Here is a 15760-nt window from a genome sequence, read left to right as displayed (position 1 = left end):
TTATAAATTAGTTTACAGATTGCTAGGACTATAAATCAAGTTTGCGATCGCTCGAACTAATTTAGCTGGCTCTACAGGCTTGGTGATATGCTGCCCAAATCCGGCGGCGATTGCCTGTTGGTAATCAGCCTCACCAGCATAAGCTGTAAGAGCGATCGCTGGAATTGTCCCTCCTTGTTCTGGTGACATCGCTCTGATTTGACGCATCAGCATATAGCCGTCTATTTCTGGCATTCCAATGTCGCTTAACAGCAAATTTGGTTGGAACTGAGGCATAGTTTGTAATGCTTCCACAGCCGATGCTGTCTGATTTACCACCGCGCCAGATTGCTCCAAAATGAAAGCAATTAACTCTCGCGTATCACGCTCATCATCCACAAGCAGAACTTTCACCCCATTTAGATTGGGTAAATCATCAGGTTGTATACGAATCTGGTGGCTATCTGGGTGAATCTTAATCGTTGGTAGCATGACTGTAAAAGTTGCTCCCTGTTCTTCGCCTAAACTTTCTGCCTTAACTGTGCCTCCATGTAGCTCGACGATGTGACGAACAATAGCTAATCCTAATCCCAATCCCCCAAATTTTCTGGTAGTTGCACCATCAGCTTGTCGGAAGTAGTCAAATACGAATGGTAAAAAATCTGGGCTGATTCCCTTACCTGTATCACTGACTCTAAGTTGAACCTGAGAACCAACAGACTGTAAACTAATTTCTACCTCTCCACCTTGGGGCGTAAACTTAATCGCATTGGAAAGTAAATTCCAGATAACTTGCTGCAATCGACCAGAATCACCAGTTACTAGGAATTTTGCATCGCATCTTTGGGATGCTGGAAGCACAACTTGGATTTGGGATTTGAGACCGTCACATTGGTTGTTAAAATCGATAGATTCTAAATTTCCATGAGAATTTTCTAATCCAAAATCGTTCGCGTAGCGTTCCGCAGGAAAGTCTAAAATCGTAAATTGCAAATTGATAGATTTGGCTTGGGCGGCTAGACGCACAGTTTCTATTGCAGATGCGATCGCAGTTTCCAGATTTACAGGAGCAATATTCAGACTCAGTTTACCTTGTAAAATGCGAGACACATCTAGTAAATCTTCAATTAGTTGAGTCTGAAGCTTGGCATTGCGCTCAATTGTTTCGAGAGCGCGAGTGGTGGTTGCTTCATCATACTTTTTAGTTTGCAGTAACTTTGACCATCCCAAAATCGGGTTTAGCGGCGTGCGAAGTTCGTGGGAAAGAACCGCCAAAAATTCATCTTTAATCCGGTTCGCTTGGATCAATTCTTCTTTGCGTCGCTGTAACGAAGTCATTAACTCGGCGCGTTCCAAAGCAACCGCTATTTGATCGGAGGTTGCTTGCAGTAGCGCAATCTCCCCAGAGGTAAAGTGGGTACGGGTGCGACTGGCAAAGGAAAGGACACCAAGCAGCTTTCCCTGAGCAATTAACGGTTGACCGGCGTATGCTGTGATTTCCAAAGACTTGAGGATCTGGGCATTTGGATGAGTATAGTTAAGCACATTGTTGACGACAATTTGACGGCGTTCTTGCGCTATTAGTCCACACATCCCTTGATTAAATTCTAGGTATTCAATTGCTTGAAACACTTCATCAGTAATGCCATTCCAAGCAACTAAACGAAGTTTCTGCTGATTGTCGTGCGTCTCAATTAGATAGTGGAAGTAAAAATGCAAATCCATTTGCGCCGAGAGTTTACTAAACAAGCTGTTCATTAAATCCAACGGACGCTCGGTTGAAAGCAAATCACTGGTGGTTTCAGAGAGCAGTTTGAGCCTTTCACTGCGCTCTTGCAAAGCAAGTTCTGCAAGCTGGCGTTCACGAAGGATGCGTTCGCGTTCGGTGATGTCAACTGCAACCCCTCCTACTAGACGTTGCCCTGTTGCATTTGCAATGGGAAATTTATATACCAAAAATTCCCCTAGAGTGCCATCTGTGCGTGGGGCAGACTCGATGGTTTCAACAACCTGATTCGTTTGGGCAACTATTCTAATGTTATCAAGGAAGGGTTGAGCGATTTGGGCTGGATATAGGTCAAAAATGTTTTTATTAATCGCTTTTTTGGTTGCTACATCGAATATGCTCAGATAAGTTGGACTGAGGTAAAGTACACGCCCGTCTGCATTGGTAATCCATGCTGCGGCGGGAATATTGTCCATAAAAGCTTGAAATTGCTCTTGACTCTGACTCAACGCTTTTTTAACTTGCTTGAGGTCACTAATATCAAGAATAAATGCAACTGATTTCTGCCCAGATTCTCCTAAAAGAGAGTAGCCAACTACAACTGGGACAATAGAACCATCTTTGCGAATACATTCCTTCTCATAAGGTGTACAGGTTCCCTTTACTGTTGCCTCGGCAATAGCCAGTTCATCTAAATATTGATACTCAGGAGGCGTAATATCACTCCACTTTAGTCTGCCTGCCTGAATATCTGCTTGGCTATAGCCCACAATTCTCAAGAATTCGTCGTTGGCTTCAGTGATACTACCATTCACATCGCCAAAGATAATGCCAACTATATTTGCTTTGACAAAACTCCTGAGTCGTTCTTCACTTTCTTGGACTGCTTTCTCTGCTTGCTTGCGTAAGCGGAGCTCGTCGTAGACATCGCTAATATCTGTAGTGCTGCCAACAATGCGTACTGCTTTTCCATCAGCATCCCGTAGCACCACTATTCCTTGGTCGAGTACATAGACGTACTGGTTATCTTGGTTGCGAATGCGATACTCAGCAGTATAGCGATCGCTATTTGCCAAAGCGATGGCCGACTCTTCTTCTACACGTTGCAAATCCTCTGGATGCACAAGTTCTCGCCACCAATTACCTGTTGGTTCTGCAATATCGAGAGAATAACCCAAAATTCGGGTTAACCCATCGGTTCTTTCAACAGTATCCTGTTCTACATTCCAGTCATAAATGAGACAGTTAACCGCAGATGCTGCTAACTGAAAACGCTCGTTAGCTAACCTCAGACGTTCTTCCTTCTCTCGCAAGATTTGCTCGGTTTGTTTGCGTTCGCTCAAGTCAACAACAAAGCCAATGACAGTTTCTTCTGTTTCTTGCACAAGGACAGAACCGAGCAAAACGGGCACTCTTGTGCCATCTTTGCAGATATATTCCTTCTCAAAGGGTTTACATACTCCGGTTGTTTTTACTTCCTGTACTGAACGCTCACTCAATAGAAGATACTCAGGTGGGGTAATTTCACGCCACTTTATTTGGTTAGCAGACAAATCTTCTCGCGTATAGCCGACCATTTTCAGAAAAGCATCATTGGCTTCCATGATGGAGCCGTTCTTAATATCAGTAACAATGACTCCAATGATGTTGGATTCTGCGAGGCGACTAAACCGCATTTCGCTATTTTGCAACAATTTCAGGCTTGTCTCGGCCTTACGTCTGGCAGTTCGCAACTCTGAAGAGAGGGCGGTAATTAAGAAGGATACTAGTGAAAATGTGGTTAATTGTACTAAAACGTTTAGGCTGAGAAAATCGAACGAGTAGACTGGCTCCAGCAAAAAATAGAGCGCAGTTGTAACAGAAAAAGCGATCGCTAATACTCCAAGTCTCATGCCGCCGTACCAGGCGCTGACTGCTACAGCAGCATAAAATAATGTAAATACGCTCGGATCAAAAACTGGTAGCAATAGTTGCGTCAACAGCAGCGCCGCTATGACTGCCAGAATCATCACACCATAAGTTAGTAACCAAGAGCGCATCATCAAAAATTTTTCGGGTGCTTTCAGCATCATCTTAGGAGTCCTCCTGTTGCTCCGCTTTTAGGAGATACTCGTTCAGTAGTCTTTTGCCTGGTTCGCCCATCTTTTGTAACATTTCTTCAATCAGCTTTAGTGCCATCTGTGAAGGCACTGTAGATCCGTTCTCCCAACGATTGACTGTTCGTAGGGAAACTCCCAACTTGGCTGCAAATTTTTCCTGAGAAAGATCCAGTTGCTGCCGAAGTTCACGGATTAAATCTGAAATTTTTAGTGGCTTTTTTAGTTCCATAATAGGAAGATTAGGACAAGTGTCTTGCCATCTGGCTCCAACTTGAGGAAGAATTTAAATAATCATTAGTTATTATCAATTTCATCTTTTGGCGAAACAGCAATATCATTTATTAGTCTTAATTGCTTGTTATTCACTGATTTAACTCCTCTGCCACAGTTCTGATGAATACTCACTGTTGTAAGGTTGTGCGACCTAAAAAGCTAACTATAAAATAAATATTAAATTTTCTTGCTTTGTGATACCAAAATAGTATAATTTTCAACCAAGTTGATGATTTTCAAGCATTAAGCATTCCTGCAAATTTATCGAACATTAAATTGCTATGCTTCATACACAACTTAGTTTTTTACATTGTAAATATTCTTTTGAGCGCAATAAGAGAATAAAGAAACGAACCGCATTAGCACAACGTCTTGCAGAGAAGAACGCAAAGGGAAGACAGTTATAAAGGGTTTGTGCCTTAGTTCCGTGAATTTTTGAAAAGTTGGGATGCTCCCAACGTAATCACTGTTTGCTTATTCCAACAGGATAATTTCTCTAAACCTTCTTGTCAGTAGTGTTTGAGATGCCCTTACCCTGAGTCAGATACCAATGGCAAAACTATAAAGCTATAATGCACTTTTAATCAAATGTTTGCCTGAACTTTAACCGTTTTGATTAATCAACACTCCCAAAACCTCCTCGATACTCAACTGGAAAATGCACCAGGTGAAGGCTATATATTTAGCTGGTTTGATTGGTTTTGTCTTTGGTATCCTCCAGGCTGGCTAATTTTATTTAACCGCCATTGGCAGCACTATCATACCGATACAGACGGTTGGAATTGGCTAGAATATGGACTATTTTTAATTCCTGGCGGATTTTATCTAGCGATGCTGATTCGCTGGTTGCGTCTTGGTTTCCGTTCACCCCGAAAAGAACTTGGTGAATTTGATCCCAAATATCAACAAGCTTTTCGCCAAGAAGTTCTCGGCCCCATCGTCAAATACTATTTTCGGGGAGAATTAAAACAAGTCGAAAACTTGCCGCAAACAGGGCCATTGATTGTGGCAATGAATCACGCAGGGATGAGTTTTCCTTGGGACTTTTTGACTTTGGGTTATTTATTAAGCGAAGCTAGAGGATGGGTGGTACAACCCGTAGCAAGTCCAGCATTATTCGATCATCCTTGGGTTATTTGGTGGCTACCACCTAAATGGTCGCAGGTTTTGGGTGGTGTGCGAGCCCAATTAGATGATTTTGAGGCAGCTATGGTCCAAAATAAAATTATCTTATATGCACCCGAAGGTATCCGCGGCCCTCTGAAAGGCTGGAAAAGACGCTATCAACTAGAAAAGTTTGATGTGAGTTTTGTTAAGTTGAGCGATCGCTACCATATTCCCATTCTCCCAGTAGTTTGCATCGGGAGTGAATTTTTACATCCTTGGGCTGTTAATTTCCAGAAATTGCAACGACTAGTCAAATTACCATTTTTACCTGTATCGCCTTTGATGTTTGCCTTAATTCTGTTTCCTTCAATGGGAATTTGGGCAATGAGAACTCGCTTGCGTTACTATATTCAGCCTTTGGAACCAGCAGAATTACACAATTCAAACAAAGGGCGGACAGAAGCTTATCAGCAAGCACAACAATTACGAGAAAAACTGCAATTTAAAATTAATTCAGAGACTATTGATCGAGGAAGCAAATCTTAAGTAGGGTGTGTTATGGTTTTAGCCTAAGCACCGCTACATAAAACACTACTACAAAAGCTTTATTCTCAGTTATTGAAAGAAATTTAATACTATCAGGGGATTTAAGTCAATCTTTTAGAAAAAATTTATTTAATTATTAAATTGATTTTTCCATAATAAAATTTATCAGCTTTTGCCCTCTACGTTCTACTTCTTGCTGTTTCACAACAATAAAATTCTGGCTTTCAAAAAACGGTTTAGCTGTAATACTAGCTTCTGTAAATAACCTTTGAATCCCTAAAGTTTTTGCTTTGAATTCAAGCTGTTCTAAGATTTTTTTCCCAATCCCTTTTCTTTGAAAGTCTTTATGACAGTAAAAACGGTCAATATGCCCATTAGCCTCTAATTCCCCAAAACCGATAATTTTACCATTCTCCTCTGCTACATAAGTAAACTTACTTGCTAAACCTTTAATCCAAAGGTCAATATCCATATTTGCTGGTGCCCAAGCATCTACTTGTTCTTGTGTGTAATTATGAATGTTCACTTCATGGATAGTGTCGTAGAACAACTTCATAATTTCTTCGGTATCAGATATTTGATATATTCTTAATCTCATTTTTCCAAAAATCAAATATGAATTCTATAGAAATATTATCAGCGCTGGCAAATATTTTGCCTTTAGAGAATGTTTGGAAAGTTGAGCGTTGCTGAATTAAAAGATGATTCTTGTGGGGTGGGCATCCTGCCCGCCCGGAAATACAAGGGATGCTCATGTTGCCCATCCCACAAAATAGCAAAAATTCCTCAGATTAAATCTCGTATAAAAAACTTATAGTACAAATATACTAATTTACTGCTAAAATGCCTTAAAAGTCAGCTAGCCTTACTTGAGGTAGTATGAAAAAAATCTTAGACACGGACAAAAAGCCCATTTTGCTGAAAGTCTCGCTGTTACAGCCTACACCTGTAACTACTGCAATAGTGCCACTACAACCCCAACAAGAAAAAATCATCAGTGAACGGGAGCGTTTGATAACACAAGTCGAGCGCATCAATCAGATGGCAGGAGAGTTGGAAGCCGCGATATTGGAGTTGAAAGCGATCGCTAACACACTGAATAGTCAAAAACGTTACCCACTTTTGAAGAAGGAACTAGGTAAACAGATTTGTCAGTATTTCGCAATTAGTGTCCCTTGGGTGAAACGAAAACCCGACGAATCATTTATTTTGACAACGCGAAAAGTTGATTTATTCCGAGCCGAAAGGGAAGCCGCACTGCTAGCACAGCAACTTCGTCAGCAAACCAAAAAAAGATTAGCATCGCAGCGACACAGAAAAAACAAGAATGGGGCGGAGACTGACACAAGACACTTTTGCAAAAAGGCATTAGTCAACAAATCTTAAAATTATCAACATTCAACGGCAGTTCACGCCTGGGTTGTAAAAGTTATGCTGATTGAAGTGGCAGAAGGAACTTCTTCGTTAAAATTGCTAAATACTACACTGCCATTGCTAATTGCCACCAACTATGGTTGCAATTAGGCAAAACTGCCCTAATATTTGCACTTCCGTAAACCAGAGTGCAACATCAGGGACAATCAATCAGCGCACAGAAGAGGTAAAAAAAGGTGTTAAAGACACTTTTAGTAATTGCCGTTGGTTTTTTACCGTCCCTGATTTCTCTGTGGGCGATCCGCAAAACCCATGCGCGATCGCGCCTACGGATGAGGCAAGCAGCCATGAATTTTTCAGTAGTGCAGGGACGGCAAAACCTTAGACCGATTGAAAGCGATCGCTATTATTTAGAAGGGGTAGGTTATTTAATTGGCGATATCAGCTGCAAATTTAATGCCCGATCTGGCTATATGCGTTGTGCTGTCAATCCCGATGGCCCCTGTAACGGTTGCCGTCACTACGAACCCAAAGGATTACCTGGTAGCGAAAAAGGGGTTTAAAAGTACTTACTTAGGATTCAAATAAACTGATGCGGAATGATAAAATCATTACAAATTATAATAATTTGTATTTAGAAGCACTTTGAATATTTGTCTTTGCATGGTGAAATAAGAATGATTTAATAGAATTCGTGCAAAAGTATAAATCTGCGTCATTTGGTTTGCAGATTATAAAGATTACTATGAGCTTTTGCCGAATATCTAATAACTACATGATTATTTAACGATGAACAACGCGATCGCTCAGACAACAGCATTATTATCAACTTGCGCTTTGCTACTAACAGGCTGTGGTGGCGGTGGCTCTGTGACAAATCCTCCAAATAGTACTCCAAATAACACTACAACTAACACCGCCCAGACAACGACTACATCGGGTGCGATTCCCATCGGTATTGCCTTAGCACAAACTAGTAATGTAGCATTACTCGGTCAAGAGGGATTTGTGGGAGCCAGAATTGCTGAGAAGTATTTCAATAGTAAAGGTGGTATTAATGGCACTCCGATTAAATTGGTACCCCAAGATACTAGCGGTGATGAAGCTGGAGCAATTAACGCTTTTCAAACTTTAATTAACAAGGATAAAGTTGTCGGTATTGTTGGCCCTACTTTGTCACAACAAGCGTTTAGTGCTGACCCCATTGCCGAACGTGCAAAAGTTCCAGTTATTGGAGCATCAAATACCGCAAACGGAATTCCCGAAATCGGTGATTATGTAGCTCGTGTATCTTCTCCCGTCTCTATAGTTGCCCCTAATTCAGTGAAAGCTGCACTAAAACAGAATCCTCAAATTAAAAAAGTTGCAGTTTTTTACGCCCAAAATGACGCATTTAACAAATCAGAAACAGAGATTTTTCAAAAAGCAGTCAAAGAACAAGGGCTAGAATTAGTAACAGTTCAAAAGTTCCAAACTACTGATACAGACTTTCAAGCCCAAGCTACCAATGCAATTAACTTAAAACCAGATTTAGTAATTATTTCGGGACTAGCTGCTGATGGTGGTAACTTAGTTCGGCAACTGCGAGAACTGGGTTATAAAGGCATAATTATTGGTGGTAATGGTCTGAATACACCCAATGTTTTATCAGTATGTAAAGCCCTTTGCGATGGTGTGCTGATTGCTCAAGCTTACAGTCCTGAATATCCTGGTGAGATTAATAAGGTATTTCGCCAAACCTATATTGATCAATATAAGAAAGAACCAGCCCAATTTACCGGTCAATCTTTTGCGGCGGTGCAGGTGTATGTTGAAGCGCTGAAAGAGTTGGATAAAAAAACCAAAATCAGCACATTACCTCTTGATAAACTGCGGACAGAATTGAACAAGCAAATACTAGCTGGAAAGTATAATACTCCTTTAGGTGAGATTGCTTTTACACCAGTAGGCGATGTGATCCAGAAAGAATTTTATGTCGCCCAAATCAAGATGGATAAAGATGGGAATACTGGAAAATTTGTATTTATAAAATAGTTGCAACATGGATATAACTCTATTTCTGCAACAATTTTTGAACGGATTATCTATTGGTAGTATCTATGCAATTTTTGCATTGGGATATACCTTAGTTTATTCAATTTTGGGCATCATTAATTTAGCTCATGGCGCGATTTTTACCTTGGGTGCATATTTCACTTATGCCCTTATGGGTGGTAACTTTGGATTTAACGGCTTGCTAGCGAATGCAGCCTTGCCAATAAAATTGCCATTTGCTATAGCCTTAATTTTAGGAAGTACCTTGGCGGGATTGATTGGGGTAGTAATGGAACGGGTTGCTTTTCAACCTTTGCGCCGTCAAGGATCTGATCCCTTACTAACTGTTGTTTCCAGCTTGGGGGTAGCAGTAGTAATTGTGAACTTAATCCAGTATTTGGTAGGCGCAGAAAGTTACACATACCCCGCTGATACTTATGGGAATTTACCACCTTCGATTAATTTTGGTACTCCAGAAAAGGAAATTCCTATTCGCACCGTTCAGATCATAATTTTTGCTGTATCAGTTGCGATTGTGGCAATTATTACCTATTTTATCAATCGGACTAAGTATGGTAAAGCAATGCAGGCGATCGCAGAAGATCCGACTACAGCTAGTTTGTTAGGCATTAATAGCGATCGCTTTATCATTCTCACATTCTTCATCAGCAGCTTCTTAGCAGGATTAGCAGGAACCTTAGTCGCCTCTAGTGTTAGTATTGCTGGTCCATATTTTGGCATCGCTTTTGGGTTGCGGGGTTTAGCGGTAATTGTCTTAGGCGGTTTAGGTAGTATTCCCGGCGCAGTTTTAGGAGGGTTACTTATTGGATTAGTTGAAGCTTTTGTACCGACAGAATATTCCGGTTACAAAGAAGCTGTAGCCTACGGAATATTATTTATCATGTTGTTAGTTAGACCCCAAGGCTTGCTAGGTCGTCGGTTTATTCAAAAAGTTTAAAGAGACGCAGCACAATGAAAACATACACCAAACAAAAATTAACTTTTGATGATTTTTTGGAAGAGTGTCCAGAAGAAGGTTTATATGAACTTGTGGATGGAGAAATTGTAGAAGTGCGTGCAACGAGAAATCATGATGATGTCGCTGATTTTATATTGTTGAGTTTCAATGATGAAATTAAACGTCTAAATCTGAATTACGTAGTAAAAAACACAGCAGTTTTAAAAACCATAACTGCCAATGGAATCGAACAAGGACGTAAGCCTGATGTAAGTGTCATAGATAAAGATGTCTGGCGCTCAAATCGTTCTGCTTATTCTGCACTTGAAGAACCCATCCAGCTAGCTGTCGAGGTAACATCAGCTAATTGGGAAGATGACTACATTGATAAATTGGATGAATATCAACGGTTAGGTATTACAGAATATTGGATTGTAGATTATTTAGCAATTGGTTCTAGAGAGTATTTGGGAAATCCCAAAGTTCCGACTGTGTTTGTTTTTCTATTAGATGCCGAGGGTAAATATCAACGCACATATTTTAAAGGTTCCGAACGAATTGTGTCACGAACCTTTCCTGAACTGGCGTTAACAGCAGAGCAAATATTAACAGCTTAATCAAAATATTTTACAATGGCTGAATTTTTCTCTACTTATGAATCACCAATAGTCTACATGGTATTGGAGGCTTTATTAGGATTATCGCTTTATTTACCCCTAATGGCTGGACAATTATCTTTGGCTAGTCCTGGATTTTATGCTTTAGGTGGATATATTGCAGCGATTTTATCTACAAAACTTTTTCCATCTAGTAATAATTTATTTCCCATTCCATTACTTTTATTAGAAATGTTGATTGCTGGTTTAATCTCCGGTATATTAGCTGTAATAGTAGGAATTCCGGCATTAAGGTTACGGGGAATTTATTTAGCGATCGCAACTATTGCTTTTGTAGAAGTATTGCGAGTTGTATCCTTAAATTTAGATATTACAGGCGGTGCTGTAGGAATTTTTGGTATTCCTCAACCTTTCCAAAGCCAAATCGAATATTTGTGGATTGCTGTACCATTACTGTTAGTTAGTATGGTATTATTTTACCGTTTAGAACGCATTCGCACAGGTAGGGCCTTCATTGCTATCCGTGAAGATGAATTAGCTGCCAGTGCAATGGGAATAAACCCCACCTACTACAAAGTTTTAGCCTTTACTCTCGGAGCAGTGCTTGCCGCAATTGTAGGTGTCATCAGCGCTCATTTTCTCAATACCTGGAATGCTCGACAAGGTACTTTTGATGCTGGCATCACTTATTTGACGATTGTGTTAATTGGTGGTTCTAGAACTTTTTTAGGTTCGGTGGTCGGTGCGATTGTATTAAAAGTTTTACTAGAAATTATTTTACGAAGAATCGCCGATATAGCAGGATTACCCAATTGGTTAGCCCAATTTTTGCGAGATGGTAGATTAATTATTTATGGTATATTAATAGTCTTAGGAACTATATTTTTTCCCCAAGGATTTGTAACTCCAGATATTTTGAAAAAGTGTAAAAAGCAGTTGATAAAGCTAATTTTCAAAACATCAAAATAGACAATTTAATAAATAGAAGATAGATAATATTATGAAGGATAAATATGATTATGAAGGATAAATATGATTATATTGTAATTGGTGCAGGTTCGGCTGGTTGTGTCGTCGCAAATCGGTTGACAGAAGATGCCGAAACGACTGTATTGTTGCTAGAGGCAGGCAATCCGCCTAACTTACCAGAACACGAAATTCCTTTAGCCTGGACAAAACTTTGGGGTACAGAGGCGGACTGGGCATATTTTACAGAAGAAGAACCATATATCAATAACCGGAAAATTTATTGTCCGCGCGGGAAAGTCTTAGGTGGCACTAGTGCGATCAATGCCATGATCTATATTCGAGGCAGTCGGCTTGATTATGACCATTGGGAGAAATTAGGCAATGTTGGTTGGAGTTATGAAGATGTGTTGCCCTATTTCCAGAAATCTGAAAATCAGCAACGAGGAGCATCTGAATTTCATGGAGTTGATGGATTGTTGAGTGTGACAGATCCCTTAGCTCCCAGCGTCATCTCACAAAAATTTCTGGAAGCCGCTATTGGACTTGGCTATGAGCGCAATCCTGATTTTAATGGCACACAACAGCACGGAGCCGGATTTTATCAGTTGACAATTAAAGATGGTAAGCGCCATAGTACGGCGACTGCGTTTCTACTACCGATTTTGGAGCGTCCCAACTTAACCGTCACCACTGGCGCGTTAGTTACTAGATTATTGTTTGAGGGAACGCAAACTGTAGGCGTAGAATATATCCATCAAGGAACGATACACCAAGTTCGGGTAGAACAGGAAGTGATTCTAAGTGCTGGTGCGATCGATTCGCCCAAGCTGTTGATGCTCTCTGGGATTGGCAATGCAGAACATCTACAGAATTTCGACATTCCTGTAGTCGTTGATTTACCTGGTGTCGGTCAGAACCTCCAAGATCATATTTTAGTCGGCGTAGCACACGAAGCAACCCAGGATTTGCAACCCGATTTAACCAGCAATATTGCAGAAGTTGGATTGTTCCTACATACTGAAGGTCGTTTAGATGCTGTGCCCGATTTACAGTTTTTCTCTGGCCCTGTTTTGTGGACACATCCTGCTTATGCACGTTCTGCGCCAGGATTCACGGCTACAGTTTGTGTGACTAATCCCGAAAGTCGTGGTAGTGTCAGTCTGAGTTCTGCTTTTTCCAAAGACCCAGCTATAATTCGGATGAATTATCTCCAAAGTGAATCTGATTTGCAAAAGCTGCTGGCAGGGGTCAAAATTATTCGGCAGATATTCCACTCAAGTGTATTTGATGAGTTGCGAGGAGAGGAAGCAGCCCCCGGTGCTGATAATAAGAGTGATGAAACACTCCTAGCTTACATCCGGGAAACCTGCGACAGTGTATACCACCCAGTCGGCACTTGTAAAATGGGAACTGACGCTGATTCAGTAGTAAACCCCGAACTACGAGTTCATGGTGTTGCTGGATTACGTGTAGTTGATGCATCAATTATGCCAACTATTACCACGGGAAACACAAATGCACCCACAATTATGATTGGTGAAAAAGCAGCCGATTTGATTAAAGCCGCAGCATAATGACAAATAACATTGTTTTAGAAGCCAAATCACTAACTCGCCGTTTTGGGGGTTTAGTGGCGGTGAATAATGTATCTTTTACAGTCAATCAACATGAGATTTTTGGATTAATTGGCCCTAACGGCGCTGGGAAAACAACACTGTTTAATTTGATTACAGCTTTTATTCCCCTTTCTAGTGGAGAGTTGCGCTATCAAGGTACTAATATTTCCCAACTACGCCCCCATCAAATTGCAGGTTTAGGTATTGCTAGAACTTTTCAAAATATTCGTTTATTTGGTGAATTGTCAGCGCTAGAAAATGTAATAATTGCTCGACATTTAGATAATAAAAGTAATCTATTAACAGGAGTTTTGGGATTACCACCAGCCCGTCGGGAAGAGAAAAAAAGCAGGCGAAAAGCTTTACAATTATTAGAGATGGTGGGATTGAGCGATCGCGCTGACGAAAAAGCCAAAAACTTCGCCTACGGCGATCAGCGTCGCCTGGAAATTGCCCGCGCTTTAGCCTTAGAACCGCAAATCTTACTCCTCGACGAACCTGCGGCGGGGATGAACCCCAACGAAAAGCAGCAACTGAGTGAATTTATCCGCAGTCTGCGAGAACAGTTTAATTTGACAATTGTCCTGATTGAACACCATGTACCCTTGGTTATGGGTTTGTGCGATCGCATTGCCGTGTTAGATTTTGGACAGTTGATTGCTTTGGGTGAACCATCTATCGTTAGAAACGACCCAGCTGTAATTGAAGCTTATTTGGGTAATGAATGATCGCTAACTTGAGAATTACAAAATCTGTTGCAATTCCTCAACAGTATTTGCAGTAACAACATTTCGTAAAATTGTCTTCAAACGCTCCAAATCCTGAATCTGATTAATCTGTGGCATTAATTGTAAGCCGCGATCGCTAAATTTCAACTCTAAATTAATTTCAATCGCAGAAAGTATTCCTCGTAGTTCTCCGCTTGCTTTCCCGCGTTCTTCTCCACGTACTTCCCCTTCGCGCAAAATTTCCTGATACCAAGGTGGCTCACGTAATACAGACATATCCCACCTCATGATTTCTTGAACGAGCGTATTCTCTAAAACAAACGTAGCAAAAAAAGCTAGAACTGTTTCCAGTTGTTGCGTTCGCCCTTGGCGTTAGCAAAGCCATCGCTTTCGTGTTTAATAAAAGCAAATTTGCTAAGTTTTTATATTGAAGTTGGGCAGTCGTTGATTGAATTCGGGCAGTTGTTGATTGAATTCGGGCAATCGTTGATTGAAGTTGGGCAGTCGTTGATTTAATTTGGGCAGCCGTTGATTGAATTCGGGCAGCCGTTGATTGAATTCGGGCAGTCGTTGATTGAATTCGGGCAGTCGTTGATTGAATTCGGGTAGCCGCAAAGGGCTTACGCACTCTTAAACGTGGTTTTCAGCGCTACTGTATTTTCCTCGTAGAGGAGTCGCACAGAAGCCCACACTCACCGTCGATAGGAGTGTGTAGAGTGTGTCACGCAGATATAATTGTGAGAAATTCGTCTAAAGAATTCACTGCGATCGCACTATCCATTAAAATTTCTAATTGTTCTACATTTTTGCCCTCAAGCCTTACTTCTACCTCATGGGGAATTTCGCCAAAGCGTTGTTCCAATACTCGGATTAACTGCCGTCGCGCACCCTCTTGAATACCTCTTTGCTCAATCTCGTGATACCAAGGCGATTCTCGCAATATTGCCATATCCCACCTCATCATTTGTTGCACTAAAGGCATTTCCAAAACAAAGCTAGCAAAAAATGCCAACAATGATTCTAATTCGTTCAACTGTGCATCTGCTCGTAGCGCCTGTAATGCGCGTTGCACAACTGATACCTCTCCTCCTCCTCGCAGGATTGGCACAAAGGGTAGTAACGATGGTAGTGGTTGCTCAAACACTATTTCAGCATCGATTTCCCACAAATTAATCACGCGATAATCTTGGATGGCACGTAATCCCAAAAATTCCTGTTCGTAACTATTGACAATAGTTAAAGTAGATGGAGGCGGTAAAATATTGATCAGTACTGGGTAAGTTGGCAATCGGTAGCGTTCTTGTGCTAGGGCAGCATAGGCTCTCATGCGTAGAGGCATCTGTGCTGTATAACGCAGTTGTAGTTCATTTAATACCAGAAAATCCCCGTGAGTGGCACTATATGCCTTCACTAAAACATCTGTCTCTCGGCTAATCCAGTGAAATTCAGAACCGAGAATTTCTTTCGCCACAACTTCAGGACGCTGTGTCACCCACTGTACCCATGCATCGGGAGCTAAATTAATTAGTCGCTTGCTACCAATATCTGCTGCTTTTGCCACAGGACGCTTAATATATTTATCAGTAATTAATCGTACATTATAAAGATTGCAGTATTCTGGCGTTGGTTTTTAAGTTGAAGCAATGTCTACGATAGGGTACATTGATGCACTCTTTTAAGAAATGTATGATTGATGTATGTTAGGTTTTGAATCAACATTTCTGGATGTAAACC

General features: G+C 40.9%; 14 protein-coding genes and 1 pseudogene. 9 read left to right on the top strand and 6 right to left on the bottom strand.

Features of this window, described 5'->3' with window-relative positions:
• Positions 1–12 precede the first annotated feature (12 nt).
• Together NPUN_RS25740 and NPUN_RS25735 are read right to left on the bottom strand one after the other, a co-directional pair.
• Positions 13–3777: a PAS domain S-box protein gene (locus tag NPUN_RS25740; protein ID WP_012411380.1), complete on the bottom strand. Its 3765-nt coding sequence runs from the start codon at positions 3775–3777 to the stop codon at positions 13–15.
• Position 3778: 1 nt separating this feature from the next.
• Positions 3779–4033, bottom strand: a complete 255-nt coding sequence (locus NPUN_RS25735; protein WP_012411379.1) for a helix-turn-helix domain-containing protein — start codon at positions 4031–4033, stop codon at positions 3779–3781.
• Positions 4034–4689: 656 nt separating this feature from the next.
• Here NPUN_RS25735 and NPUN_RS25730 point away from each other — a divergent pair.
• Positions 4690–5730 carry a 1-acyl-sn-glycerol-3-phosphate acyltransferase gene (locus NPUN_RS25730; RefSeq protein ID WP_012411378.1) on the top strand — a complete coding sequence of 347 codons (1041 nt, stop codon included), beginning with the start codon at positions 4690–4692 and terminating at the stop codon, positions 5728–5730.
• A 136-nt stretch (positions 5731–5866) separates the two neighbouring features.
• On the opposite strand, the gene NPUN_RS25725 is transcribed toward NPUN_RS25730, so the two are convergent.
• Complete coding sequence (locus NPUN_RS25725; protein WP_012411377.1) at positions 5867–6328, bottom strand: GNAT family N-acetyltransferase; 462 nt, start codon at positions 6326–6328, stop codon at positions 5867–5869.
• Positions 6329–6609: 281 nt separating this feature from the next.
• On the opposite strand from NPUN_RS25725, the gene NPUN_RS25720 reads away from it, so the two are divergent.
• The 8 genes from NPUN_RS25720 (at position 6610) to NPUN_RS25685 (ending at position 14026) form a co-directional block, all read left to right on the top strand.
• The gene (locus NPUN_RS25720; RefSeq protein WP_012411376.1) at positions 6610–7116 is read left to right on the top strand and encodes a hypothetical protein; all 507 of its coding nucleotides are present in this window, start codon (positions 6610–6612) and stop codon (positions 7114–7116) included.
• Positions 7117–7340: 224 nt separating this feature from the next.
• Positions 7341–7667 carry a DUF6464 family protein gene (locus tag NPUN_RS25715; RefSeq protein WP_012411375.1) on the top strand — a complete coding sequence of 109 codons (327 nt, stop codon included), beginning with the start codon at positions 7341–7343 and terminating at the stop codon, positions 7665–7667.
• A gap of 226 nt (positions 7668–7893) precedes the next feature.
• Positions 7894–9138, top strand: a complete 1245-nt coding sequence (locus NPUN_RS25710) for an ABC transporter substrate-binding protein (RefSeq protein ID WP_012411374.1) — start codon at positions 7894–7896, stop codon at positions 9136–9138.
• A 7-nt stretch (positions 9139–9145) separates the two neighbouring features.
• Complete coding sequence (locus NPUN_RS25705; RefSeq protein ID WP_012411373.1) at positions 9146–10096, top strand: branched-chain amino acid ABC transporter permease; 951 nt, start codon at positions 9146–9148, stop codon at positions 10094–10096.
• 14 nt (positions 10097–10110) lie between these two features.
• Entirely contained in the window at positions 10111–10713 is a 603-nt protein-coding gene (locus NPUN_RS25700) for a Uma2 family endonuclease (protein WP_012411372.1), read from the top strand.
• Between the two features lie 15 nt (positions 10714–10728).
• Positions 10729–11682, top strand: coding sequence for a branched-chain amino acid ABC transporter permease (locus tag NPUN_RS25695; RefSeq protein WP_012411371.1), 954 nt, complete (start codon positions 10729–10731; stop codon positions 11680–11682).
• Positions 11683–11726: 44 nt separating this feature from the next.
• Positions 11727–13256, top strand: a complete 1530-nt coding sequence (locus NPUN_RS25690) for a GMC family oxidoreductase (protein WP_012411370.1) — start codon at positions 11727–11729, stop codon at positions 13254–13256.
• A complete protein-coding gene (locus tag NPUN_RS25685) occupies positions 13256–14026 on the top strand; it encodes an ABC transporter ATP-binding protein (protein WP_012411369.1) in 771 nt (256 codons plus the stop codon). Before NPUN_RS25690 ends, NPUN_RS25685 begins: the two co-directional genes overlap by 1 nt.
• 15 nt (positions 14027–14041) lie before the next feature.
• On the opposite strand, the pseudogene NPUN_RS25680 reads toward NPUN_RS25685, so the two are convergent.
• From NPUN_RS25680 to NPUN_RS25670, 3 genes and pseudogenes are all read right to left on the bottom strand, one after another.
• Positions 14042–14380: pseudogene (locus NPUN_RS25680) on the bottom strand (transposase); the annotation flags it as partial.
• Positions 14286–14654 (bottom strand): hypothetical protein, encoded by a 369-nt coding sequence (locus NPUN_RS41000; RefSeq protein ID WP_041565623.1) that lies wholly within the window; start codon positions 14652–14654, stop codon positions 14286–14288. The gene NPUN_RS41000 and the pseudogene NPUN_RS25680, both read right to left, overlap by 95 nt.
• 93 nt (positions 14655–14747) lie before the next feature.
• The gene (locus NPUN_RS25670) at positions 14748–15587 is read right to left on the bottom strand and encodes a DUF4351 domain-containing protein (RefSeq protein ID WP_012411368.1); all 840 of its coding nucleotides are present in this window, start codon (positions 15585–15587) and stop codon (positions 14748–14750) included.
• Positions 15588–15760: the final 173 nt, after the last annotated feature.

This window comes from Nostoc punctiforme PCC 73102, from assembly GCF_000020025.1.
Lineage (GTDB): Bacteria > Cyanobacteriota > Cyanobacteriia > Cyanobacteriales > Nostocaceae > Nostoc > Nostoc punctiforme.
Note: the sequence above shows the minus strand (reverse complement) of the source record. Positions and strands in the feature narration are given on the sequence as shown.

Coding starts and splice junctions, on each gene's coding strand:
- NPUN_RS25740 (WP_012411380.1), bottom strand. CDS start 3,777: ATGATGCTGAAAGCACCCGAAAAATTTTTGATGATGCGCTCTTGGTTA.
- NPUN_RS25735 (WP_012411379.1), bottom strand. CDS start 4,033: ATGGAACTAAAAAAGCCACTAAAAATTTCAGATTTAATCCGTGAACTT.
- NPUN_RS25725 (WP_012411377.1), bottom strand. CDS start 6,328: ATGAGATTAAGAATATATCAAATATCTGATACCGAAGAAATTATGAAG.
- NPUN_RS25720 (WP_012411376.1), top strand. CDS start 6,610: ATGAAAAAAATCTTAGACACGGACAAAAAGCCCATTTTGCTGAAAGTC.
- NPUN_RS25710 (WP_012411374.1), top strand. CDS start 7,894: ATGAACAACGCGATCGCTCAGACAACAGCATTATTATCAACTTGCGCT.
- NPUN_RS25705 (WP_012411373.1), top strand. CDS start 9,146: ATGGATATAACTCTATTTCTGCAACAATTTTTGAACGGATTATCTATT.
- NPUN_RS25700 (WP_012411372.1), top strand. CDS start 10,111: ATGAAAACATACACCAAACAAAAATTAACTTTTGATGATTTTTTGGAA.
- NPUN_RS25695 (WP_012411371.1), top strand. CDS start 10,729: ATGGCTGAATTTTTCTCTACTTATGAATCACCAATAGTCTACATGGTA.
- NPUN_RS25690 (WP_012411370.1), top strand. CDS start 11,727: ATGATTATGAAGGATAAATATGATTATATTGTAATTGGTGCAGGTTCG.
- NPUN_RS25685 (WP_012411369.1), top strand. CDS start 13,256: ATGACAAATAACATTGTTTTAGAAGCCAAATCACTAACTCGCCGTTTT.